We start from the raw sequence: 24,094 nt of genomic DNA on the forward strand, positions 1-24,094 counted from the left end.
GCAAAAATTTTTGTTATTTAGGAAATGCCAAAAATAAAATACAATATATTGTGTCGGGTTAAAGACTTATCATTAAGGCAACGAATCGCACTTCTAGCTTTTCTTGAGATAGATTTTATGGCTTGCGCCACGCTGCACTATCAGCTTTTTGCACAGATGCAAGAATTACAACTAATCAGATGGACATAATATCCTACTATGGGACTCCTATTTGACTTCTGATAGCTTGGGTGGCGTAGCCATACAAGACTCAGTAGACATATTTGTGCCTTGTTTCCCTTCTTTTCTTTCTTTCCTTTTTCCCGTTCCGTTCTCTGTTCCCTCTCTACACAAATAAATTCATACATCAAATCGGATTGCTATATTTTGTTAAGATTGGTTACTGCGTAAACATATTATTTTGATAATATTTCTTGTTGTACGTCATACTGTGGCTAGGTTTCTCAGCTAAAACTGCATAAGGTTAAGGAGTCGAGAGTTAAGAATCAATGTCAGGTGATACTGTTGTAGATAGTTAAGTATAAATTCAGCACAAATATTTATGGGTGTGAGATCACGATATTGGCAGTTGGTAAAAATTGATGCAGCGGGACGGCGACAGATTCAGGAAATTACTCCAGCTAAGGCGTTTTTTCTGGAGATGTTTCCCACTGCTACAGTTAATGATGATCTCCCAGATGCAGAAATTAACAAAAAACTACTGCAATTATCCCAAAATGCACCTGCTGATAGATGTTTGTTAGCAGAACGTTGTCTACTCTGTTTTATATCCTGGCAAATTGAGCAAGTTTGTTTACAATTAGCAGCTAAATTTGGGACTGTTCATGGTTTCAAATGTACTGACTTATTGCTTTGTGTTCTCGATGATGATGGTAAATTAAAACCCATTGGTGATTATCAGTCCTTTTCTCGTCAAATTTTGCAGAGTTTTGATCCAGAAAAAAGCAATTTGACAACCTGGACAAATACACGAGTTAAACAAAATCATAGACTTAATCAATTCCTGTTAGAATGTGGAGTTTATTTAGTTAGTGATTGGGCAATTCTCAATGATACAAAACCTAAACAGTTACAACGAATTTTTAGAGAATTTTACTGTTTTAGTGCTGGTGAAATTCTCCAAGCTCAACAACTTTTAGAAAGTTATCATGCTATTTATAGAACTGCTCGTTTAGAACAACTTAGGAAGAAAAAAGAAGATAATTTAGAACAACCTCTAAAGAGAAGAGGAGGAAAATGTACCATACCGACAATTGACCAATTACAAGCTATTGCTACTCTTTTACAAAGTAAAACAAATCAAACTCTCAGCAGTGAAACTGTAATGGTACAATTACAAAAACTCGCTGAAAAATTACGACAGTATCGAATTTATGCGCGGGGTGGTTCTTTACCAGCAGAATCTTTAGATGTTGTTGATCCTAATGTCTATGGTGAAGGAATTGCAGGTTCTCATAATACTACACAAGCAATAAATGATGAAGATGAACAAACAGAATTTTTGCAATTATATCGCTCACAATTTATGGCTAGTTTACAACAAGCTTTAGCTATAGTTACTCAAAGAAGAGTAGAACAATTACAACGAAAAAAGGGTGATAAAGCTAAAAAGTTTTTGTTTGCACTTCAGTTATTTCACTGTCAAAATTTATCAATGACAGAAATTGCTGCAAAAGTGGGATTACGCGCTCAAGATGCTGTTACTCGTTTTTTAAAGTTAAAAGATTTTCGTGCTGATGTTGGACAAGAGCTTTTAATCATCTTATGTAATTCTGTTATGGAATTAGCAAAAAATTATTCTCACTCAGATAGTCTACAAACCTTAGAGGAAAAAATTAATATTGCTCTCAATGAACAAATTAATCATGTAATTGAAGCTGCTGAAATTCAGGCACAAACAGCAAAAACTCTCACTCCCAAAACCAGTATTTTTAACCAGCTTCTTTGCCACTATTTAGATGATATAATCAGTTAACGAGGAACTATGAATAACTTGTCAAATAATCTCACAAATAATCTCACAAATAATCTCACAAATAATCATCAGCCAATGTCCCTTGAATTTGAAGTTTTACCTATAAGTGCTATTAATCTTGATGCTGAACAAATTAGTGAAGCGGTAGAAAACAGCCTGAAAATAAAAAATCAGTCTCAACAATGGCAAACTTATATTAATACTTTGGCATTATTGGCTTTTAAAGCATGGTTGACAGAAAGAGCAAATTCTTTGGCTGTTAATGATGATAAATGTACCGTATTTCAACCAGCTATAGCTAATATTATTCCTGCTGTTGCTAATTTGCAAGTAGGTGAATTTAAAGTTTGTTTGTTGACTAATGATAGTCTTGGTGATGATCAAATATTTGTACCGAGAGCAGTTATAGATTTACCCGAATATATTGCCCATTTCTATGTATTAATTGAAGTTTTGGAAGAACAAGAAATAGCAACAATTTCTGGCTTTTTATCCTATCAACAATTAATAGAAAAACAAGCGAATTTACAACCTGAAACAGATTGGACTTATCAAATGCCGGTGAGTTGGTTTGCACAAGCACCAGATTATTTATTATTAAACTTGCGTTGTTTAGAACCAAGTGCCATTACTTTACCATCTGTACGAGTTACCAATAACCAAAGAATGCAAAGTTTAGTGTCAATGCAAAATGAGTTAATGGCATTATTACCACAATTGCAATTACCTAATGTTGAACTTTGGCAAGTATTAACTTGGGAACAAGGAAGTGCAGTAATTAGTAATTTAGAATTACTCAACTGGCTGGATAATTTGCAACTGCAAGGACATAATTATTCACTGCAAGATAGTTTCAAAGATTTATTCAAACTGTTAACCCAACCAGCGATCAATGTAGGACGGTGGTTATGGGATGAGTTAGATGAATTAGCAGCGGAACTTTCTTGGCAATTATTACCTAATATTGCACCTATACCAGCTTTGCGGAGTCCTGTGGAGGAATTTCAAGTAATTACTAACCAACTCCAAAGCAGGGGTTTAGAAATTCCCTCTCAAGCGCGGGGTGCTTATCATGATTTGTTGTTGGCAGGATTTCCCCTGCGATTGTATGCTGTAACTTGGCCAATATTATCTGAATCAGATCCTTCGTGGACATTATTATTAGTTTTGGGTACAACTGCACAAAATTCTTTACCTGCTGATTTAAAATTGCGAGTGAGTGATCAGACTAGCATTTTAATAGAACAAGGTATTAATCCACAACAGGGTGATTCTTATTTGTTTACTCGTGTTGTGGGTAGTTGGGATGAGAAGTTTTTAGTGAGTGTGAGTTTAGTAGATGGTGTTGAATTGACCTTACCTCCATTTACATTTTATCCTGGGCGGTCATATTAAGTTTATCCGGTTATACTCAAAACGGCTAAGATCTGGACTGTTTTATGATATGAAAAACAAGTTCAAAGCCTCTCCCCGTTGCGGGGAGAGGTTTGGAGAGGGGTTCTATATTTGGTTAAACTATAAACCGTTTTCAGTATACGTTTTTTGTAACGGATGATTATTTAACGGATGAAATTTGGTTGAGTTGACACTCACATTCCGTACTTCAAAATGTAATACACGAGGATTACCCAGATCCGGCTAATGATGCTTAGATAGGGTTGGTATAGCCACCAATAACACAATCCGGCGTTGCTGAATTGGCGTATGATTTTTGGAGGTAGAGACGTTCCATGGAACGTCTCTACAAGAGTCTTGAACGTATGCAAAATTATTTTCATCCCTAAAATCAGCAACGCCCACAATCCTATTGTGGTGATTTTTTTGAAGTATTGATATGTGACAAGTTGAAGTGCGGAATGCCGGGTAAAAAAAACTAAATTTTTTGCATAAGCTCCCTAAGTGTGAGAGATATAGATAAATATACAAGATAAATATACAGCAATCTATTCTCACCCTGCTTAGAGGAGTGTCTACCATGCTTTACCGTCTTAAATCTTTTTCTCTTGTGACTTTGGTGCTTTCCCTGTCTTTCCCTGTCAGTGTTGCTGAATCAAGGACAAAGGAAATTATACCAACTACCTTGACTGCACAAACAGAAACTACAGAACCACGCAAAGATGAAGCGTTGGGGCTGAATAACTCCAGCTTTCTGAACCACAACTCAAGAATTAACCAGGTATTGGCACAAAAACCAAATAATCAAAAAACTCAAGCAGAAAAACTGCTGCAAAAAGGTGAAGAACTGCTGTTTAATGAGCAATCTCAAGCTGCTTTGCAAAGTTTTCAACAGGCATTGAAGATTTATCGCCGAATTAATAACTCCCTGGGAGCAGGTGAGTCAATTAGATTAATTGGTACAGCTTACTATGATTTGAAAGATGAAAAGAAGGCAATGACTTACTATAAACGGGCATTGCAAATCGCTGAAACTATCAAAAATCGTGAATTAAAAGGAAAAACATTACTTGCATTAGGAAGATTGTATTCTCAAAAAGAACCTAAACGCGCTATTTCCTACTATGAAGAAGCTTTAAAAATTGCCAAAGCTATTAATAATTTTGACTTGCAAGCAAGAGTCAATTTCAATTTGGGTAGAGAGTATCAAATAGCTTTAGGAAAAAATGATCGCGCTGATAAATACTATAGAGAAAGTACCATAAATGCACAAAAAAGTAAAAACCATGATACAAAAGTATGGGTACTATTCAATCTAGGTTCTATTTACCTGTCGAGGAATGCAGTCACAGGAATAAATTTATTAGAACAAGCTTTGGTAATTGTCAGACAGAATAGTAATTCTACAGCAGAAAAGCAGATCCTTCGCAAATACGAACCCTCTCTTCTTATTGCACTTGGCATGGGTTATCGTGTTCTTAGTTCAGCTAACGGACTAAACAAAGATCCAGAAGCACTTATTCAAATCAACAAAGGAATTCAGTATTATGAAGAAGCTGTCGCAGTTGCCAAGGAGACAGGGTCAATTATTAAACAAGGAGAAGCGTTAGTTGAAATTGCCAATATCTACAATGGGACTGAACCATCAAAAGCATTAGCAGCACTGGAGCAAGCTGCAAAAATATTCCAACAGGAGAATAATACTAACAAACTTCAAGCTACCTTGTATACTTTGGGTAACGTTTATCAACAAATAGGACAATTAGAAAAATCTCTAACATACTATCAGCAAGCTTTAGCTGTTGTAGAGAAAGTAGTTACTCAATCTCCTCTAGATATTGTAAGCAAAAATTGGGATCAAGCATTTATTTTTTCTCGTATCGCCCTTGTATATACGAGTCTTAGTAAGTATGAAAAATCAATTGAATTTGCTCAACAATCGGTAGATATTTGGATCTTAACTTTTAAATATATTGAGGGTCTGAAACCAGATCAAAAAAATAGCCCTTTTCAAAAGTTTTATGTTGATAATATCAAACGTTTCATTAGAGGAGGCTATCTTAGTATAGCAGTAAATTATAGCCTTTTAGGGCAACAAGATCAAGTACGAAAAAATATCCAGTTAGGAGAAGCATATTCTGATTCTAGTTCTGATTCTAGTTCTGATTCTAGTTCTGATTCTAAAGACCAGAATTTAAAATCTGCATTAGATAATTTAGAACTGTGGAGATCGTGGAAAGGATTTGGTGGATTCAGTGTCAGTCAAGTAGAAGCACAAGCCTTAGCACAGGTTGGTATTGCTTATGCTGAACTTGGAAACAATGATCTGGCATCGAAATATTTTCAACAAGCAATTGAATTATCTGAAAATTTTCCTGCAACTCAAGCAAATATATTTTTTGGCATTGGGTTATTCTATACAAAACAAGGTCAATATGATTTAGCCATAAGTTTTCATGAAAAAGCATTAGCACCTGCCCAAAAAGTTAACAACAAAGTATTACAAGCATTTATTTTACATGAAATTGGCATAAATAATTTCGATATAGGCAATCTACCTAAAGCGGTGGTTGCTTTATATGAAGCTATTACAATTTATGAATCTGTGCGGATTGACTTAACAGATAAAAGCCAAATTTCTATTTTTGAATTGCAATCTACAACTTACACTATATTACAAAAAAGTTTAATTGCTCAAAATAGGTTTCAAGAAGCATTAGAAGTAGCTGAACGTGGTAGGGCGAGAGCATTTGTAAATCTATTAACATCACGCATTTCAGGGAAGCAGGTTAATCAGTTAAATGTTCAACCACCAACCATTGAAAAAATCCAGAAAATTGCCAGAGAGCAAAATGCGACAATTGTAGAATACACAATTGCTCATCAATCAGGAAGGCAAAGTTATCCAAAAACTTGGAATCCATCTGAGATGTATATCTGGGTAGTTAAACCAACAGGGGAAATTACCTTTAAACAAGTAGACCTGACAACATTAAAAACACCACTTGTTGATATTGTAAAAAATAGCCGTATTTCTCTGGGTGCTGGAGGACGGGGAATTAAAGTAGAACCTACAGGTGAGGAAGTTCAAAAAGAGAATTTACAAACCCTACATAAAATATTAATTGATCCTATTGCTTCTCTTCTGCCTACTAACTCAGATGAAAAAGTAATTTTTATTCCTCATGATTCGCTGTTTTTAGTTCCTTTTGTGGCACTGCAAGATCAAGATGGTAAATATTTAATTGAAAAACATACTATCTTAACTGCGCCAGCAATTCAAGTTTTAGATTTAACAGATCAACAACGGCAAAAAGTCCGGGGTAAAGATATCTTAGTTATGGGTAATCCTATTATGCCAAAAGTGGGAGATCCTCCTGTACAACTTGACCCCCTTAAAGGTGCAGAAAAGGAAACTTTGGCAATTGCTAAATTCTTCCAAGATCAATTATTTAAAACTAAAGCTATCACTGGGAAAGATGCCACAAAAGCTGCTTTCAAACAAAAATTATCATCTGCCAGAATTATTCATCTAGCAACACATGGACTTTTAGCTGATACTAATAAAAGTATCCCTACCGCCATAGCCCTTGCACCTACTGAAAACGATGATGGTTTACTCACTCCTGGGGAAATTGTTGATTTATCTATTAATGCTGAATTGGTGGTTTTAAGTGCTTGTGATACTGGTAGAGGTGCAATTACTGGTGATGGTGTTGTTGGCTTATCTCGTGCTTTCATTACTGCTGGTGCGCCGAGTGTAATTGTCTCTTTGTGGGCTGTTCCAGATGCACCTACAGCAGAATTAATGACTGAGTTTTATCAACAATGGCAACAAAATCCTGATAAGGCTGTGGCTTTAAGAAATGCTATGCTCAAAACTATGAAAAAAAGACCTGCTCCAGTAAATTGGGCGGCTTTTACTTTAATTGGTGAGTCTAAGTAAACTGGTGATTGGTGATTGGTGATTGGTGATTGGTGATTGGTGATTGGTGATTGGTGATTGGTGATTGGTGATTGGTAATTGGTGATCAATTCTATGTTTTCATCTTGTAGACCTGTGGTAAAAATTAAATACAGCAGTTTGCTAAAATATGAGCCATATATTTAGCAGGCAAGATGCCTGCACCACAAGAATTTTATGATTTATATGTGTACCTCATAAAGTCGGTAAGTGCTGTATTTAGCAGGCAAGATGCCTGCACCACAAAAGTTTTATCATTCAAACTTGTACCTCTTTAAAAATATGATGAATTTCACAGCTTTTTATCTCACAATTCAACAGGTTGAACAAGTATGTTTATTTCAATTATCTTGGGGTCAAGGACAAAATTTGAGTGTTGATGTCGCCTATCCAGAAAATCTAACTACACTATACCAAGAATGGCAAAATATTTATCTGAGTTTTTATAATACAGCACTGCGGGGAAAAGTTGCAAATATGGGTAGTCTCGCTGCTCCTCCCATTGATTGGCACGCTCGATTAGTACAGGCTGAAGCACAATTTTTATCTGCATTTCATTACTGGTTACGCAGTGCCGAATTATTTGATATTCGTAAACAAATTGCTCAAGTTAGTAAACAAAATCAAACCCCATATCTTGATATTTTTATCGCTTGCATTACTCCAGATTTAGCCAAGTTGCCTTGGGAAGTATGGGAAATTGGTACAGAATTTGCTTTAGCTTCTAGTCAGATTCGCATTGTCCGCACTGCTACAAATCGTCGAGGAACGGTGATAAATACTCAAGGTAAATATCCAAGTAAAGCTAGAATTTTAGTGATTTTAGGAGATGATACAGGTTTAAATTTTGAATCGGAAAAACAAGCTATTGCATCTTTAAAAGATTATGCAGATGTTAAATTTATCGGTTGGCAACCTAACAAGAATATTGATGACTTAAAAACTGAAATCGTCCAAACTATTTCTTCCCAAAATGGCTGGGATATTTTATTTTTTGCAGGACACAGTAATCAAACTAATTTGACTGGTGGTGAATTAGGTATTGCTCCTGGTGTAGCTTTATCAATTTCTGAACTTGAACCGGCTTTAATTACTGCTAAAGATAGAGGATTACAATGTGCTATTTTCAATTCTTGTAATGGTTTGAGTATTGCTGATAAATTAATTGATTTGGGTATCAGTCAAGTTGCGGTAATGCGTGAACCTATTCATAATCAAGTAGCAGAAGTATTTTTACCCCGCTTTTTGCAAGCTTTGTCTGAATATAAAGATGTTCATGAATCGTTGATTTCAGCAGCACAATATTTAAAAGTAGAAAAGAATTTTACTTATCCCAGTGCATATTTGATTCCTTCGTTATTTCGGCATCCAGGAGCAGATTTATTTCGTCTTCAACCTGCTTTTATGAATGAAGGAATTAAAAAGTTAATTCCTAATCGTCGAGAAATAATTGTACTTTCAGTTTTATTGATTATTAGCTTGCTGTTACCAGTTCAACAATTTTTATTACAGCGTCGAGTATTATTACAAGCTATCTATCGTCAACTTACAGGACAAGTTGCAACTGTAGCAAGTCCCCCAGTTTTATTGGTAGAGATTGATGAAGATTCCATTAGAAAGGCTAAAATTTCTAACCCTAAACCGATTGAGCGTAAGTATTTAGCAAGTTTAATTGATAGGTTAACGGCTAATCAAGCCAAAATAATTGGTATTGATTATTTATTAGATAGACATCAAGGAGAAAGCGATCGCATTCTTGCTAACTCTATCAAAACTGCTGTAAAATCAGCAAAACCGACATTGTTTGTTTTTGCTGGAACTGCAAATCAAGATGGTCAATGGTTACGGGTATTACCTAATATTGCTAATCTTAATTGGAGTCTAGAAGGTGAAATTGAGATTTTACCTGGATATATGCAACTATTACCTGATCATAATTCTCAGTATAATAATTCTCAGTCTTCAGACCCAGATTTTTCTAAGTTATTAAATCCTGGTGCTACTTCAATTTCGAGTTTTTCAGGTTTATTAACACTTGGATATCAGTTACAACAATCTTCTGATGCACCACAACCAAAATTAGACAGTCAAGAGGATTTTTTTCAACAAATAAACAATTCTCCAGATCGTAAAGTGCAAGATAGATCCCATTCTCAAACGATTACAAGGTTCAGTTACTCACTGCATCAAATGTGGATGCACCCAATTATTGATTTTTCTATTTCTCCTCAATCAGTATATCAAAATATTCCCGCTTGGCGATTATTGGAGAATCAAAATATTCCTAAAAATCTCCAAAATTTACAAGATATCATAGTCATTATTGCACCGGGAGGATATGAAGAAGCTGGATTAAATTATGACGGTGAAGATAATTTTTTAATATCAAAGTTTCCAGCTATTAAATATTGGCGTGATCAAGAAAATCCCATTAATCAAAGCCAAATATTAACAGGTGGTGAATATCATGCCTATATGGTACATCATTTACGTACTAACAGATTAGTTATTCCCATTCCTGATTTTTGGATGATTGGGATAGCTATATTAATAGGCAAAAGTTTAAGTTTATATTTATTACCCAGAAAAAAATCTAATCAACCGCAATCTTTAATCATAATCACCATAGTTACAGGTATTTATGGTTTAATAAGTTTACAATTATACATTTCTGCAACTGCAATTTTATTACCTTGGTTGTTACCTTCTGTAACATTGTGGTTTTACATTCTATCTGCGATTTTGGAGAAAAAATCTGATGAATAAATCTTTTTTATCTAGGGTAATTTTATCATCTCTAGCTTTCAGCACTTTGGCTATCTTACCTAATCAAGCGGTTATTGCCCAGAAAAATCCTCAGAAACCTGCTCCATTTTGGAGTAATATTTCTCAACTGCTATTTTCTAATAAACCACCTGTAAAACCACGTAAAGGAGGTAGTCGTCCTACAGACTCTATCTGCATAATTTCCCCAGATGCTTCTTCTGAAACTAGAATTATTTGGAGCGATCGCCCTTTATTTCTTTGGCATGGTAAAATCAAAAAAATAAAGGTCACTGACATAAGTAATAATACTGTTATTTTCAGTGAAAATGTGGAAAATACTCAACAATATACTTATACGGGACAACCACTGCAACCAGGCCAAACCTACGAGTTAGATATATTTCTTGGTGAAAGTCGAGCAACATTTGTGAAATTTCAGATTATGGAGAGTGAAGAACGCAACAGCATTACCGCAGCACTGAAGACGCTAGAGAATAAACTACAAGCAAAAAAAAGTCATCATGAGGCGATCGCTTTTGCTAAAGCTAACTACTTTACTAAATTGGGTCTGTGGTCAGATGTGTTACAGCAAGCATATTCAGTACAAAAACCCTCTCTTGAGTTAGATAGGATGCTCAAAAAAATTCCTCAGCAGTTATGTAAACAGCCAAAATCAGATAGATTGTAGGGTGCGTCAGACTGCATAAATCCTGTAAATAAACAGATTGTTGATATCTGACGCACGCTACCAATGTGCCAGTTGCGTAAGTCCTGTGAAAAAACCTACAGCAAATTGTCATCAAACCTAGAACAAGAACCCCACCCCCAACCCCCTCCCCGCAAGCGATGAGGGGGCTAAGATGTAACTTATATGATTGGAAATCGCTGTAATATCCAGATCCTCGACTTCTCAAAGAAATCGGGGATTTATTTTTTGAAAAAATTTTCTTTTTTGCATAACCTCTAAAACCTCAGAAATACATATAGTTGTGAACCAACAGTCAAGTTATAAATTCACATTCATGATCATGAATTTGACTGTCTATGTATTTATTGTCAATCAGCGAGGATTTGATGGGGTCAAAAAATTATCTGGGGGGAATTGCAGATTTTAATAATCAAGGAGGGGATGATGATCCAATAGTTACACCTAATTAATCAGGTTTCGTGCTTTTAAACACCTGATAAATCTTATGTCAATAAAATGAGTCAACTTAATTATTTTTGAGGAAATACAACTATGAAACTTTGGAAATTAGCAGCAAGCATTCTGGTATTTAGCACAATCATTATTAGCCCCAAAGCCAACGCTCAAAATTTGTTAAAACCTCAGCAACTAGCACCATTACAGAACTCAGTAAGTCCCAATTCTAAAGATGTGGACACATACTTTACACAGGGTTTTAAAAAAGTAGAATTGAAAGATTTTCGAGGAGCGATCGCTGATTTTAACAAAATTCTCGAAATTGATCCTAATAATGCTTATGCCTATGTTGGGAGAGGATTTAGTAGATTTGGTTTAGCAAGCTATCAAGGAGCAAAAAAAGATTTCGATAAAGCCTTGGAAATTACTCCTGATATTGCTTATGCTCACTTTTTTAGAGGTTTTACCCTAGTGATGTTAGAAGATAAACAAGGAGCGATCGCTGATTTACAAAAAGCATCTACATTGTTTAAAGAAGAAGGAGAAGACGAATTTGCCCAAAAAGCGGATAATGCAGTTAAACAAATAGAAGCTAGTTAGAAATTATCCCATAAATTATTCAGAAATCGTAGGTTGGGTTGACGCAAGGAAACCCAACATTTTTACATTTTGACATAAATTATGTTTCTGTTGAGTGAATATTGCATAAGCTCCAAAAGCCCAGAGATATATAAACTTTGATACAATAAATCCCCTATTCAACCATGAAAAACTTCAAAATCAGTTCCATTAGCTTAATTCCCCAACTAGCATCTAGTTGGATCATGCTTTTGACGACTGTTTCCATACCTGTTAACACCGTTCAAGCAAATGATCTATACCTAAAACCATCAACAGCAAATATAGATACAATATCTAATTCTGCTAACCAAACATCAATATATAAGCAATTACAAAAAAACCTCATTAATCAGAATAAACCAGAAGCTGCATTAGAAATTTCTGAACGTAGTCATAATGGTGAATTTTGGGAATTATTAACCTCACATAAATCAAAGCAAATAGCCGTCTCTCTATCTTCAGAGCAAATTAAACAAGTTGCTAAACAACAAAATGCCACAATTGTGCAATATTCAATTATTAATGATGAATTTGTCATTGCAGGTCAAAAACAAACCCAAGAATCAGAACTGCTGATTTGGGTAATTAAACCCACAGGTGAAATTGCACTTCGTCAAGTGAATCTAAAACCTTTATGGCAAAAAGAAAATACATCTTTAAGTGATTTAGTCGCAGAAAGTCGCCTGAGAATGGGAGCGCAACATAGAAATAATAAAGAAATAAAAGTAGTTCCTACAGAAGAGCATATTTACAAAAAACATTTGCAGAAACTACATGAAATTTTAATTCAACCCATTGCTGATTTATTGCCAAATCAACCCGATAAACACATTATTTTCATTCCTCAAGGAGACTTATTTTTTGTTCCCTTTGCAGCATTGCAAGATACAAAAGGTCAATATTTAATTGAAAAACATACCATTGCCACTGCGCCCTCAATTCAAGTTTTAGATCTACTTTATCAACGAAAACAGCAAAATCAAGGATTAGTGAAAGATGTGTTAATCGTTGGTAATCCTATCATGCCTACTAAACCACTGCAACCAGGAGAAAATCCGCCAGAAACATTTAATCTTCCAGGTGCAGAACAAGAAGCAAAACAAATAGCTGGGATTTTTAACACTCAAGCACTAACAGGAAAAGCAGCCACAGAAACCGCAATTGTTCAACGAATGCCCCAAGCGAAAATAATTCATTTAGCTGCAAGCAATGTAAGAAGTAAAGAGGGAGAATTTAGCGATGTATTAGCTTTAGGAACTTCCGAACAAGATGATGGATGGCTGACATCTGAAGAAATTATCAACTTGAACCTAAAAGCGGAATTAGTGGTATTAAGTGGTAATGATACAGCTATAGGCAAAGTTACCAATGATGGTGTAATTGGTTTATCGCGGTCTTTTTTAACCGCAGGTGCTACTAGCGTGATTGGTTCTTTGTGGTGTGTCTCGGATATGGCAACAGCATTTTTGATGACTGAGTTTTATCAGGAATTAAGTAAAAATCCAGATAAAGCTGCTGCTTTGCGTCAGGCAATGCTAATAACTATGAAGAAATACCCAAATCCGATGAGTTGGGCAGGTTTTACTTTAATTGGCAATTCTCAATAAACTGTTAATTTTCTCGCAACAATTGGTATAAAATCCATGTCTCATCGCCAAATTCGGTTAATTGCATTTATCACTTTCATCTTGACCGTTTTACAACCTGTGGTTAATTTGCCAGTGTTATTCCAGGTATCACAGGTATTAGCACAAACACCAGCAAACCGGAAAGCAGAAGCAGATAGACTATTTCAGCAAGGTATTGAACAGTTTCAAACAAATCAATTTACAGCAGCATTACAGTCGTTTCAAGAGGCATTGATCATTTATCGTGAAATCAAAGACCGGGATGGTGAGGCACGTACTTTAACTAGTAAAGGTGGTGCTTACATGGGGCTGGGAGATAAAGCTAATGCGATCGCATCTTTCAAACAAGTTTTAGCAATTGCCAAGGAAATCAATAATCAAGAGTTGGAGAAAATTGCTCAGGAAGCTCTACAGTTTGCTCAAACTCAAAATGACCCTCGTAAAGCAGAAGCAGATAAACTATTACAGCAAGGTATTGAACAGTTTCAAATAAGTCAATTTACAGCAGCATTACAGTCTTGGCAACAAGCATTGATTATTTATCGACAAATCAAAAACCGTCAAGGTGAGGGTGCTGCTCTAGGTAATCTGGGAAATGCTTACAATGCACTAGGAGATTACACCAAAGCCATTGAATACTATTCCTCCAGTTTAGCCATTGCCCGTGAAATTAAAGACCGTAGAGGTGAGGGCGCTGCTTTAGGTAGTCTGGGACTTGCTTACGATGCACTAGGAGAATACACCAAAGCCATTGAATACCACACCTCCAGTTTAGCTATTCTCCGTGAAATCAAAAACCGTCAAGGTGAGGGTCAATCTCTAGGTAATCTGGGACTTGCTTACTATGCACTGGGAGATTACACCAAAGCCATTGAATACTACACCTCTAGTTTAGCCATTGCCCGTGAAATCAAAGACCGTAGAGGTGAGGGCGCTGCTTTAGGTAGTCTGGGACTTGCTTACTACTCTCTGGGAGAATACACCAAAGCCATTGAATACCACACCTCCAGTTTAGCCATTGCCCGTGAAATCAAAGACCGTTTAGGTGAGGGTAATGCTCTAGGTAATCTGGGACTTGCTTACCATGCACTAGGAGAATACACCAAAGCCATTGAATACCACTCCTCCCGTTTAGCCATTGCCCGTGAAATCAAAGACCGTAGAGGTGAGGGCGCTGCTTTAGGTAGTCTGGGACTTGCTTACGATGCACTGGGAGAATACACCAAAGCCATTGAATACCACACCTCCAGTTTAGCTATTCTCCGTGAAATCAAAAACCGTCAAGGTGAGGGTCAATCTCTAGGTAATCTGGGACTTGCTTACTATGCACTGGGAGATTACACCAAAGCCATTGAATACTACACCTCTAGTTTAGCCATTGCCCGTGAAATCAAAGACCGTAGAGGTGAGGGCGCTGCTTTAGGTAGTCTGGGACTTGCTTACTACTCTCTGGGAGAATACACCAAAGCCATTGAATACCACACCTCCAGTTTAGCCATTGCCCGTGAAATCAAAGACCGTTTAGGTGAGGGTAATGCTCTAGGTAATCTGGGACTTGCTTACCATGCACTAGGAGAATACACCAAAGCCATTGAATACCACTCCTCCCGTTTAGCCATTGCCCGTGAAATCAAAGACCGTAGAGGTGAGGGCGCTGCTTTAGGTAGTCTGGGAAATGCTTACAATTCACTAGGAGAATACACCAAAGCCATTGAATACTATTCCTCCAGTTTAGCCATTGCCCGTGAAATCAAAGACATTCAAGGAGAAGGAGCTAGTTTAAATAATCTAGGTGAAACTTTCTATAAATCTGGCAACCTCCCACAAGCAGAAACAACTCTCTATACTGGCATTGAAGTATGGGAATCTATCAGAGGAAAATTAGGGAACAATGATAGCTACAAAGTCTCTATTTTTGAAACACAAACAGCGACTTACCGCACATTACAACAAGTCCTCATTGCTCAAAATAAAACTCATGAGGCTTTAGAAATTTCTGAAAGAGGACGTGCTAGGGCATTTGTCGAATTATTGTCTTCACGTTTATCTAACACAAATACCAGTCAAACCTCACAACCTGCTGTTGATAAACCCACTATTTCCTTATTACAACAAATCGCCAAACAACAAAATGCTACCCTGGTTCAATATTCCATTATTTATGATGATTTGAAAATTGATGGTAAACAACAAAACAAAGAATCAGAACTCTATATCTGGGTGATTAAACCCACAGGTGAAATTACTTTTCGTAAATCTGATTTAAAACCTCTGTGGCAAAAAGAAAATACCACTCTGAGAGAACTCGTTGATAATAGTCGTGAATCTATTGGTGTGAAAAGGAGAGGGGGTATTGTAGCTAGTCTAGATCCTAAAGCTGCTCCAGTCAAAGGAAGATTTGAAAGACTCCATGAATTACTAATTACACCCATTGCGGATCTTTTACCCAAAAAGGAAACTGAAAGAGTTGTTTTTATTCCTCAAAATCAATTATTCCTTGTTCCTTTCCCCGCATTGCAAGATGAAAAAGGTAAATATTTAATTGAAAAACATACTATTCTGACTGCACCATCTATTCAGGTTTTAGATTTAACCCACAAGCGAAAAAACGCCCTTAAAAAATCAGGAGTTGGTAGGGAAATATTAGTAGTTGGTAATCCTACTATGCCAAAAAATCCTATCACCAATGAACAAGAATCACCTCTCCCTGGTGCAGAACAGGAAGCGGTAAAAATTGCCGAATTGTTGAAAACTCAAGCGATGACAGGTAATAAAGCTACAGAAACAGCCATTGTCCAAAAAATGCCCACAGCCAGAATTATTCATTTTGCCACTCATGGCTTCATTGATGATTTTAAAGGATTTGGTGTACCAGGTGCGATCGCATTTGCTCCCAGTGGTGAAGATAATGGTTTTTTAACATCAGGGGAAATTCTGGATTTAAAACTGAATGCTGAATTGATAGTTCTTAGTGCTTGTGATACGGGACAAGGAGATATTAAAGGTGATGGTGTGATTGGTTTATCCCGTTCTTTAATTAGTGCTGGTATTCCTAGTATTGTAGTTTCTTTATGGGCTGTTGGTGATGATTCTACATCGTTTTTGATGACGGAGTTTTATAAAAATATGGAACAAAAACTTGATAAAGGTACGGCATTAAGACAAGCGATGTTAACAACAATGAAACATAAAAATTATCAAAGTCCTTATCATTGGGCTGCTTTTACTTTAATTGGTGAGGTTGAATAAATGGTAATGGGTGATGGGTGATGGGTGATGGGTGATTGGTGATGGGTGATGGGTGATGGGTGATGGGTGATTGGTGATGGGTGATGGGTGATGGGTGATTGGTGATTGGGTGAAATTATGAAATGTCATGGCATAAACTTTGTAAAGCGATTACTGATTGTTTTAGTCCCTGATTTGAAAGCGTGTTTAGATATTGTTCAAGTGTTTTAGAGGATGTTTGAAAAGTTTTTAATGTATAAATAGGGTTTGCTGAATAAACCTAAAACCTTGATATATCAAAGGTTAGAGGCTGATAAACAGGAAAAAAGTGCAAGGGTTTTGAAGGGTATACCGGAAAAAGTGTGCATTTTTTGGGATTTCAAGAGATGGCAAAGAAATTTTCAAATCTCCTCCTGACTCCTGACTCCTGACTCCTGACTCCTATGCCCTCACGGAAAGACTTTCTCAGCAACCCCTAATTATGACTATTCATAACCCATATCTAGTTCTTGAGCTTGAGCAGTAAGCTCATCAAGAGCTTCCATCCGTAAAGCATCAATTTGATTTTTGTAATTGAGTAGATCCAGATAACGCACCCGTCTCCGTGTTCCTACCTTACGGAATGGGATCTCTCCTCCTTCCAATAGTCCTACCAAATAGGGACGAGAAACATTTAAAATATCAGCAGCTTCTTGTGTTGTGAGTTCTGCGTGTACAGGTATGAAAGTAACAGCATTACCTTTAGCCATTTGTCCCAGTATGTCAACAAGCATCTGAAAAGCCAGTGATGGGATCTTAACCGTTTGACTTACACCGTCATCTAGCTCAACTTTAATACTATGAAAGGCATCCTTATTCCCTATATAAGCAGCCAAAGTTTGACTACTTTTTTTTGCTAAAGTAGCATCTTCTTCCGTAGGTACTCCAATCCTGCTAGTTTGATATGTACTGAGTGTCATAGATATTAGCCTCGTCTAATATCGAATTGCATTCCATTTACCCATTCCTTATGAAAAATATGGATTGCAATTACCATTCACTATATACTAACTCTAATTCAAAATAAACGCAATGAGCGAAATGAGTGAAATAAAAGTCCGGTTAATGTCCTGACTCCTGTACGGGTTTAGCACTGCTAAACCCGTACTGACTCCTAACTCCATAATTTTGCATATCCTTCCCTTGGTGAGAGATAGATGTTTATGTGCAATTCTAGGACAAAAACTCAAAATTAAAGTAAACACTTATGAAACGCATTACATCTAGCATTTTCCTCACCACCTTTATTTTATCCAGCATGGGTATATTTCCCATCCCACCACAAGCAATTGCACAAACTCAAGAAAATGGTGATTTATTTTACCTTTATAAAGGACAACGCATACTATTAAATCAAAGACAGGATGCGATCGCTGTTTCTTTTAAACAACTCAGTAGAACCCGTAGTCTGTCCGCTCCTCCTTTATACCTGCAACTTCAACAAGACTTACAAAGCGGGATTCGTAGCACTACACCACCAAAAGTCACTCCTTTAGGTGAAAATTACGCTCTGATAAATTTGCCTAAAGACATCCAAAATGCTGAAGTTGTTTTACAGCAACGCATTCAACAACAGCCTTATGTACAAACTACTTTACCAGTTCTTACCCGCAACGAACATCAAGAAATCATTGTTGTACCTAACGAAATTATCCTCAGCTTTCAATCGCAACTTTCCCAAAGTCAGAGACAAGCAATTTTACAACAAAACAATCTGGAAATTGTCCGTCCCCTACGCTTTAACCGCGATCGCTATCTCGTAAAATCCACAAGTGCCTCTGGTACAAAAATTCTCAGTGTATCTAATCAACTTAATAGCGTCAAAGGAGTAACATCTGCTACACCTAATTTTATCCAATCTTTGACTAACCACAATCTAGAAACTGCTACCAAACAAATCACAAATATGCAGAGAACTGGAGATTGGTTACAGACAACAAAACCAGAAAATACCAATCGAAGCAACCCATCTCAAAACAGTTCTCAATCTAGAAGTATTGCTGCAAGAAGTACACCAAAAAGTAATTTATTAGGATTAGCTTGGCATTTAGATAGTAGACCTTTACAACAATGTTTGCAAGAAAAAATATCAAGTTGGAAGTCCCTACAAACTTGTTTACAGAAACCCATAAATGTCCGTAAAAAATCAGCCGTAACTCGTACAGATGTCCGGGTGACAGATGCTTGGAAACGCAGTAACGGTGGACGTGGTGTAGTTGTGGCAGTTTTAGATAGTTTAATTCAGTGGGATCATCCTGATTTGATCAATAATATTTACACCGTTAAAGCTGCTGATAAATGTCCAGGAGAAGTTCACGGTTGGGATTTTTCCTCTAGCAGTAATAGTTTAGATCCTTGTAAAAACGGTGATGCTGATACTCGGATTAGTCCCACAGAATTGGCAATTTTGGGGTCAACATTTCAGGATACTTTTCAATTATCTGATGCTAAATTAGTGCAGCAATATTCTACAGAAGCATTAGAGATAAAACGCAAAAATCCCGATTATTCTTTAGAGCAAATTGCTAACGTTCTGCGTTATGTTTTTCGGACTTATAAAGTCGGTGGAGAATTTCATGGTACTTATGTCAGTGGTGCGATCGCTGCCAAACCCCAAAATGGTGAAGGAGTGTTAGGAGTAGCACCCAACGCGCAGATTTTACCAGTCCGGTTATTTGGGTTGAATGGTAGTTATAGTCCTGCTGCTTACATTGAAGCTATTGGTTATGCAGCAGACAGGGGTGCAGATATCATTAATCTCAGTTTAGGTAGTCTTTTACCAAGTCCGGGAGAAGAAGAGGCGATCGCAGATGTTCTCAAAGCGAACCCGAAATTAGTCATTGTCGCTGCTGCTGGTAATGAAAACAGGAACAGAGTCACATTTCCTGCTGCTTATCCAGGAGTTATATCCGTTGGTGCAACCAATATTACAGGTAATCGTGCATCCTACAGTAATTATGGTGGAGGATTAGATTTAGTAGCACCAGGAGGGGATTTAAATACACCGGGATTATTAGGTGGCATTCCCACCACAGGAGGAACGTCTTTAAATGCCTTTTGGCAAGGTATACCTAATCCTAGCAGTCGTTGGTCTGCTGTAGTTGATGGCAAAGGTAAATATTGGTGGGTAGAAGGAACATCTTTTGCTTCACCAACAGTAGCGGGAGTTGTGGCTTTAATGAAGGGGGAAAATAAAGGAATTAGTAGGGAAAGATTGGTGAGTATTTTGAAATCTACAGCTAGTTATCAAGGACTGACTATTTCTCGACAAGATGCCGAACTTTATCGTTTACAACGCAGTGAGGGAGAAATTCCCGCATCTGTGAAAGAACAACAATATTTCTTTGGTAAAGGACTTGTGAATGCTGATGCGGCAGTGCAAGCTGTTAAAAGGAGACGGTGATGGGTGATTGGTGATGGGTGATGGGTGATTGGTGATTGGTAATTGGTAATTGGTAATTGGTAATTGGTAATTATTTATTTCTCACCATTCCCTATTCAATACTTTTCGGTTAAGCCCAAAATAACGAAACAACGTAGGTTGGGTTCAGGAACGAAACCCAACATTTACAGGGGTTTGTTGGGTGTCCCCACGGTAAGCCCAACCTACAAAAATCTTATTACTTTTTTCAAAGTAGTTCAAAAATCATAGGACTTATGCAAAAGTTACGAAAGAATGAACCACGAAGGACACAAAGGAAAGAGGGTTTAAGAGATATTTTGCGTAAGTTCTGAATCAAATCTACTCTATCTCAGTTAAAAGGGATTTTTATGAAACTTAATCTGGTCGCATTTGTGATACAGTTTATTCCTTTATTATGAGGTACATCATCGCCCCCTCATCGCTTGCGGGGAGGGGGTTGGGGGTGGGGTTCTTGTACCTCATGACATCGGAAAGTGCTGTATTACTAGGAGTACAAGTTCTCCTAATCAAAGTAATTTCAATTATATCTCCCACCGAAAAAAATCTGATATTCAAGCAACTTATGAAGGGGTTAGTAAGATCAATATTTGAAAAATTCCATCTGAAAATGATAAGAATAATTTGATTTTGCATATCCTCCAGTAAATGAGAGATATATGTTTTCAAGGCATCGGCTCAATTCTGTTTACTCTCTCAGGAATTAGTATAAAATCTATGTCTTATCGTAAAATTCGGTTAATTGCATTTACCACTTTGATTTTGACGGTTTTACAACCTGCGGTTAATTTACCAGTGTTATTCCAGGTATCACAGGTATTTGCACAAACACCAGCAGCGCGGAGAGCAGAAGCAGATAGACTATTTCAGCAAGGTATTGAGCAAGATAATAACAGTCAATTTGCAGCAGCTTTGCAGTCTTGGCAACAAGCATTAATTATTTATCGTGAAATCAAAAACCGTTATGGTGAGGTACTTGCTTTAGGTTTTCAAGGTGAAGCTTACCTTAAACTGGGAGATAAAGCTAATGCGATCGCATCTTTCAAACAAGCTTTAGCAATTGCCAAGGAAATCAATAATCAAGAGTTGGAGAAAATTGCTCAGGAACGTCTACAGTTTGCTCAAACCGAAAATGACCCTCGTAAAGCAGCAGCAGATAGACTATTACAGCAAGGTTTTGAGCAGTATCAAACCAGTCAATTTACAGCAGCATTACAGTCTTTGCAACAAGCATTGATTATTTATCGGCAAATCAAAAACCGTTATGGTGAGGCACGTGCTTTAGGTCTTCAAGGTGAAGCTTACCTTAAACTGGGAGATAAAGCTAATGCGATCGCATCTTTCAAACAAGCTTTAGCAATTGCCAAGGAAATCAATAATCAAGAGTTGGAGAAAATTGCTCAGGAAGCTCTACAGTTTGCTCAAACTCAAAATGACCGTCGTAAAGCAGCAGCAGATAGACTATTACAGCAAGGTGTTGAACAGAATCAAACCAGTCAATTTACAGCAGCATTACAGTCTTTGCAACAAGCATTGATCATTTATCGTCAAATCAAAAACCGTTATGGTGAGGGTGCTGCTCTAGGTAATCTGGGAAATGCTTACAATGCACTGGAAGAATACGACAAAGCCATTGAATACTACACCTCCAGTTTAGCTATTGCCCGTGAAGTCAAAGACCGTAGAGGTGAGGGTCAATCTCTAGGTAATCTGGGAAGTGTTTACCATGCACTGGGAGATTACACGAAAGCCATTGAATACCACACCTCCAGTTTAGTCATTGCCCGTGAAATTAAAGACCGTAGAGGTGAGGGTACTGCTCTAGGTAATCTGGGAAGTGCTTACAATGCACTGGGAGAATACACCAAAGCCATTGAATACTATTCCTCCCGTTTACTCATTGCCCGTGAAATCAAAGACCGTTTAGGTGAGGGTATTGTTCTAGGTAATCTGGGAAGTGCTTACAATGCACTGGGACAATATACCAAAGCCATTGAATATTACTCCTCCAGTTTAGCCATTGCTCGTGAAATCAAAGACCGTTTAGGTGAGGGTAATGCTCTAGGTAATCTGGGAGGTGTTGACTATGCACTGGGAGATTACACCAAAGCCATTGAATACCACACCTCCCGTTTAGCCATTACCCGTGAAATCAAAGACCGTAGAGGTGAGGGTCAATCTCTAGCTAATCTGGGACTTGCTTACACTGCACTGGGAGAATACACGAAAGCCATTGAATACCTCACCTCTAGTTTAGCCATTGCCCGTGAAATCAAAGACATCCAAGGAGAAGGAAGAAGTTTAAATAATCTAGGATTAGCTTTCTATGAATCTGGCAACCTCCCACAAGCAGAAACAACTCTCTATACTGGCATTGAAGTATGGGAATCTATCAGAGGAAAATTAGGGAACAATGATAGCTACAAAGTCTCTATTTTTGAAGAACAAGCTCGCACTTACCGTTTATTACAAAAAGTCCTCATTACTCAGAATAAAACTCATGAAGCTTTAGAAATTTCTGAACGGGGACGTGCTAGGGCTTTTGTGGAGTTATTGACTTCACGCCTATCTAACACAAATACCAGTCAAACCTCACAACCTGCTGTTGATAAACCCACTATTTCCTTATTACAAAAAATTGCCAAACAACAAAATGCTACCCTCGTTCAATATTCTATTATCCCTGATACATTCAAAATTGATGGTAAAGAACAAACCAAAGAATCAGAACTTTATATCTGGGTGATTAAACCCACAGGTGAAATTACTTTTCGTAAATCTGATTTAAAACCCCTGTGGCAAAAAGAAAATACCACTCTAGCAAAACTCGTTGATAATAGTCGTGAATCTATTGGTGTGACAAGGAGAGGGGGTATTGTAGTTAGTGTAGATCCTAATGCTGCCCCAGTCAAAGGAAGATTTCAAAGACTCCATGAATTACTAATTACACCTATTGCGGATCTTTTACCTAAGAAAGATACTGAAAGAGTTGTTTTCATCCCTCAAAGTCAATTATTTCTTGTTCCTTTCCCCGCACTGCAAGATGAAAAAGGTAAATATTTAATTGAAAAACATACTATTCTCACTGCTCCATCTATTCAGGTTTTAGATTTAACCCACAAGCGAAAAAACGCCCTTAAAAAATCAGGAGTTGGTAGGGAAATATTAGTAGTCGGTAATCCTACTATGCCAAAAAATCCTATCACCAATGAACAAGAATCACCTCTCCCTGGTGCAGAACGGGAAGCGGTAAAAATTGCCGAATTGTTGAAAACTCAAGCGATGACAGGTAATAAAGCTACTAAAACAGCTATTGTCCAAAAAATGCCCACAGCCAGAATTATTCATTTTGCCACTCATGGCTTCATTGATGATTTTAAAGGATTTGGTGTACCAGGTGCGATCGCATTTGCTCCCAGTGGTGAAGATAATGGTTTTTTAACATCAGGGGAAATTCTGGATTTAAAACTGAATGCTGAATTGATAGTTCTTAGTGCTTGTGATACGGGACAAGGAGATATTAAAGGTGATGGTGTGATTGGTTTATCCCGTTCTTTAATTAGTGCTGGTATTCCTAGTATTGTAGTTTCTTTATGGGCTGTTGGTGATGATTCTACATCGTTTTTGATGACGGAGTTTTATAAAAATATGGAACAAAAACTTGATAAAGGTACGGCATTAAGACAAGCGATGTTAACAACAATGAAACATAAAAATTATCAAAGTCCTTACCATTGGGCTGCTTTTACTTTAATTGGTGAGGTTGAATAAAGGGTAATTGGTAATTGGTGATTGGTAGGGATAAGATATAGCAATTCTACCTCAATTGTGAGAAAATACGCAGATAAAAATCTCTGTTTTATAAGCATTTGAGGCTTGTTTAAATCTCACGGATCAATTAGGATTGCTATAT

The 24,094-nt window shown here is 37.1% G+C and carries 12 protein-coding genes; 10 read left to right on the forward strand and 2 right to left on the reverse strand.

Going from position 1 to position 24,094, the window contains the following annotated elements; genetic code table 11:
* Positions 1-541 precede the first annotated feature (541 nt).
* The 8 genes from CA730_RS07815 to CA730_RS07850 all read left to right on the forward strand — a co-directional run bounded on the left by CA730_RS07815 (position 542) and on the right by CA730_RS07850 (position 16,742).
* Positions 542-1,975, forward strand: a complete 1,434-nt coding sequence (locus CA730_RS07815; protein ID WP_096665947.1) for a hypothetical protein — start codon at positions 542-544, stop codon at positions 1,973-1,975.
* Between the two features lie 9 nt (positions 1,976-1,984).
* Positions 1,985-3,370 carry a DUF1822 family protein gene (locus CA730_RS07820; protein WP_231940026.1) on the forward strand — a complete coding sequence of 462 codons (1,386 nt, stop codon included), beginning with the start codon at positions 1,985-1,987 and terminating at the stop codon, positions 3,368-3,370.
* Between the two features lie 580 nt (positions 3,371-3,950).
* Positions 3,951-7,316: a CHAT domain-containing tetratricopeptide repeat protein gene (locus CA730_RS07825; RefSeq protein ID WP_096665950.1), complete on the forward strand. Its 3,366-nt coding sequence runs from the start codon at positions 3,951-3,953 to the stop codon at positions 7,314-7,316.
* 300 nt (positions 7,317-7,616) lie between these two features.
* Positions 7,617-10,100 carry a CHASE2 domain-containing protein gene (locus tag CA730_RS07830; protein WP_231940027.1) on the forward strand — a complete coding sequence of 828 codons (2,484 nt, stop codon included), beginning with the start codon at positions 7,617-7,619 and terminating at the stop codon, positions 10,098-10,100.
* On the forward strand, positions 10,093-10,788 hold the full coding sequence (locus tag CA730_RS07835; protein ID WP_096665953.1) for a DUF4249 domain-containing protein: 696 nt from the start codon (positions 10,093-10,095) through the stop codon (positions 10,786-10,788). The genes CA730_RS07830 and CA730_RS07835 overlap by 8 nt, the downstream gene beginning before the upstream one ends.
* Before the next feature lie 552 nt (positions 10,789-11,340).
* A complete protein-coding gene (locus CA730_RS07840) occupies positions 11,341-11,844 on the forward strand; it encodes a tetratricopeptide repeat protein (protein ID WP_096665956.1) in 504 nt (167 codons plus the stop codon).
* A gap of 164 nt (positions 11,845-12,008) precedes the next feature.
* On the forward strand, positions 12,009-13,472 hold the full coding sequence (locus CA730_RS07845) for a CHAT domain-containing protein (protein WP_231940028.1): 1,464 nt from the start codon (positions 12,009-12,011) through the stop codon (positions 13,470-13,472).
* A gap of 36 nt (positions 13,473-13,508) precedes the next feature.
* The gene (locus CA730_RS07850) at positions 13,509-16,742 is read left to right on the forward strand and encodes a CHAT domain-containing protein (RefSeq protein WP_096665959.1); all 3,234 of its coding nucleotides are present in this window, start codon (positions 13,509-13,511) and stop codon (positions 16,740-16,742) included.
* On the opposite strand, the gene CA730_RS24210 is transcribed toward CA730_RS07850, so the two are convergent.
* Both CA730_RS24210 and CA730_RS07855 read right to left on the reverse strand, forming a co-directional pair.
* On the reverse strand, positions 16,722-16,871 hold the full coding sequence (locus CA730_RS24210) for an alpha/beta hydrolase (RefSeq protein ID WP_157749934.1): 150 nt from the start codon (positions 16,869-16,871) through the stop codon (positions 16,722-16,724). The two genes, CA730_RS07850 and CA730_RS24210, sit on opposite strands and share 21 nt — an antisense overlap.
* 335 nt (positions 16,872-17,206) lie before the next feature.
* Positions 17,207-17,680 (reverse strand): helix-turn-helix domain-containing protein, encoded by a 474-nt coding sequence (locus CA730_RS07855; protein ID WP_053539783.1) that lies wholly within the window; start codon positions 17,678-17,680, stop codon positions 17,207-17,209.
* A 287-nt stretch (positions 17,681-17,967) separates the two neighbouring features.
* Here CA730_RS07855 and CA730_RS07860 point away from each other — a divergent pair, with 287 nt between their 5' ends.
* A complete protein-coding gene (locus CA730_RS07860) occupies positions 17,968-20,163 on the forward strand; it encodes a S8 family peptidase (protein WP_096665961.1) in 2,196 nt (731 codons plus the stop codon).
* A gap of 735 nt (positions 20,164-20,898) precedes the next feature.
* Positions 20,899-23,952: a CHAT domain-containing protein gene (locus CA730_RS07865; RefSeq protein ID WP_096665964.1), complete on the forward strand. Its 3,054-nt coding sequence runs from the start codon at positions 20,899-20,901 to the stop codon at positions 23,950-23,952.
* Positions 23,953-24,094 lie beyond the last annotated feature (142 nt).

The organism is Dolichospermum compactum NIES-806 (assembly GCF_002368115.1).
Taxonomy (GTDB): Bacteria; Cyanobacteriota; Cyanobacteriia; order Cyanobacteriales; family Nostocaceae; genus Dolichospermum; species Dolichospermum compactum.

What these genes read in the sequence shown, in the direction of transcription:
- CA730_RS07820 (WP_231940026.1), top strand. Translation starts at nt 1,985, where the DNA reads ATGAATAACTTGTCAAATAATCTCACAAATAATCTCACAAATAATCTC.
- CA730_RS07830 (WP_231940027.1), top strand. Translation starts at nt 7,617, where the DNA reads ATGATGAATTTCACAGCTTTTTATCTCACAATTCAACAGGTTGAACAA.
- CA730_RS07845 (WP_231940028.1), top strand. Translation starts at nt 12,009, where the DNA reads ATGAAAAACTTCAAAATCAGTTCCATTAGCTTAATTCCCCAACTAGCA.
- CA730_RS07840 (WP_096665956.1), top strand. Translation starts at nt 11,341, where the DNA reads ATGAAACTTTGGAAATTAGCAGCAAGCATTCTGGTATTTAGCACAATC.
- CA730_RS07815 (WP_096665947.1), top strand. Translation starts at nt 542, where the DNA reads ATGGGTGTGAGATCACGATATTGGCAGTTGGTAAAAATTGATGCAGCG.
- CA730_RS07835 (WP_096665953.1), top strand. Translation starts at nt 10,093, where the DNA reads ATGAATAAATCTTTTTTATCTAGGGTAATTTTATCATCTCTAGCTTTC.
- CA730_RS07865 (WP_096665964.1), top strand. Translation starts at nt 20,899, where the DNA reads ATGTCTTATCGTAAAATTCGGTTAATTGCATTTACCACTTTGATTTTG.
- CA730_RS24210 (WP_157749934.1), bottom strand. Translation starts at nt 16,871, where the DNA reads ATGACATTTCATAATTTCACCCAATCACCAATCACCCATCACCCATCA.
- CA730_RS07860 (WP_096665961.1), top strand. Translation starts at nt 17,968, where the DNA reads ATGAAACGCATTACATCTAGCATTTTCCTCACCACCTTTATTTTATCC.
- CA730_RS07850 (WP_096665959.1), top strand. Translation starts at nt 13,509, where the DNA reads ATGTCTCATCGCCAAATTCGGTTAATTGCATTTATCACTTTCATCTTG.
- CA730_RS07855 (WP_053539783.1), bottom strand. Translation starts at nt 17,680, where the DNA reads ATGACACTCAGTACATATCAAACTAGCAGGATTGGAGTACCTACGGAA.
- CA730_RS07825 (WP_096665950.1), top strand. Translation starts at nt 3,951, where the DNA reads ATGCTTTACCGTCTTAAATCTTTTTCTCTTGTGACTTTGGTGCTTTCC.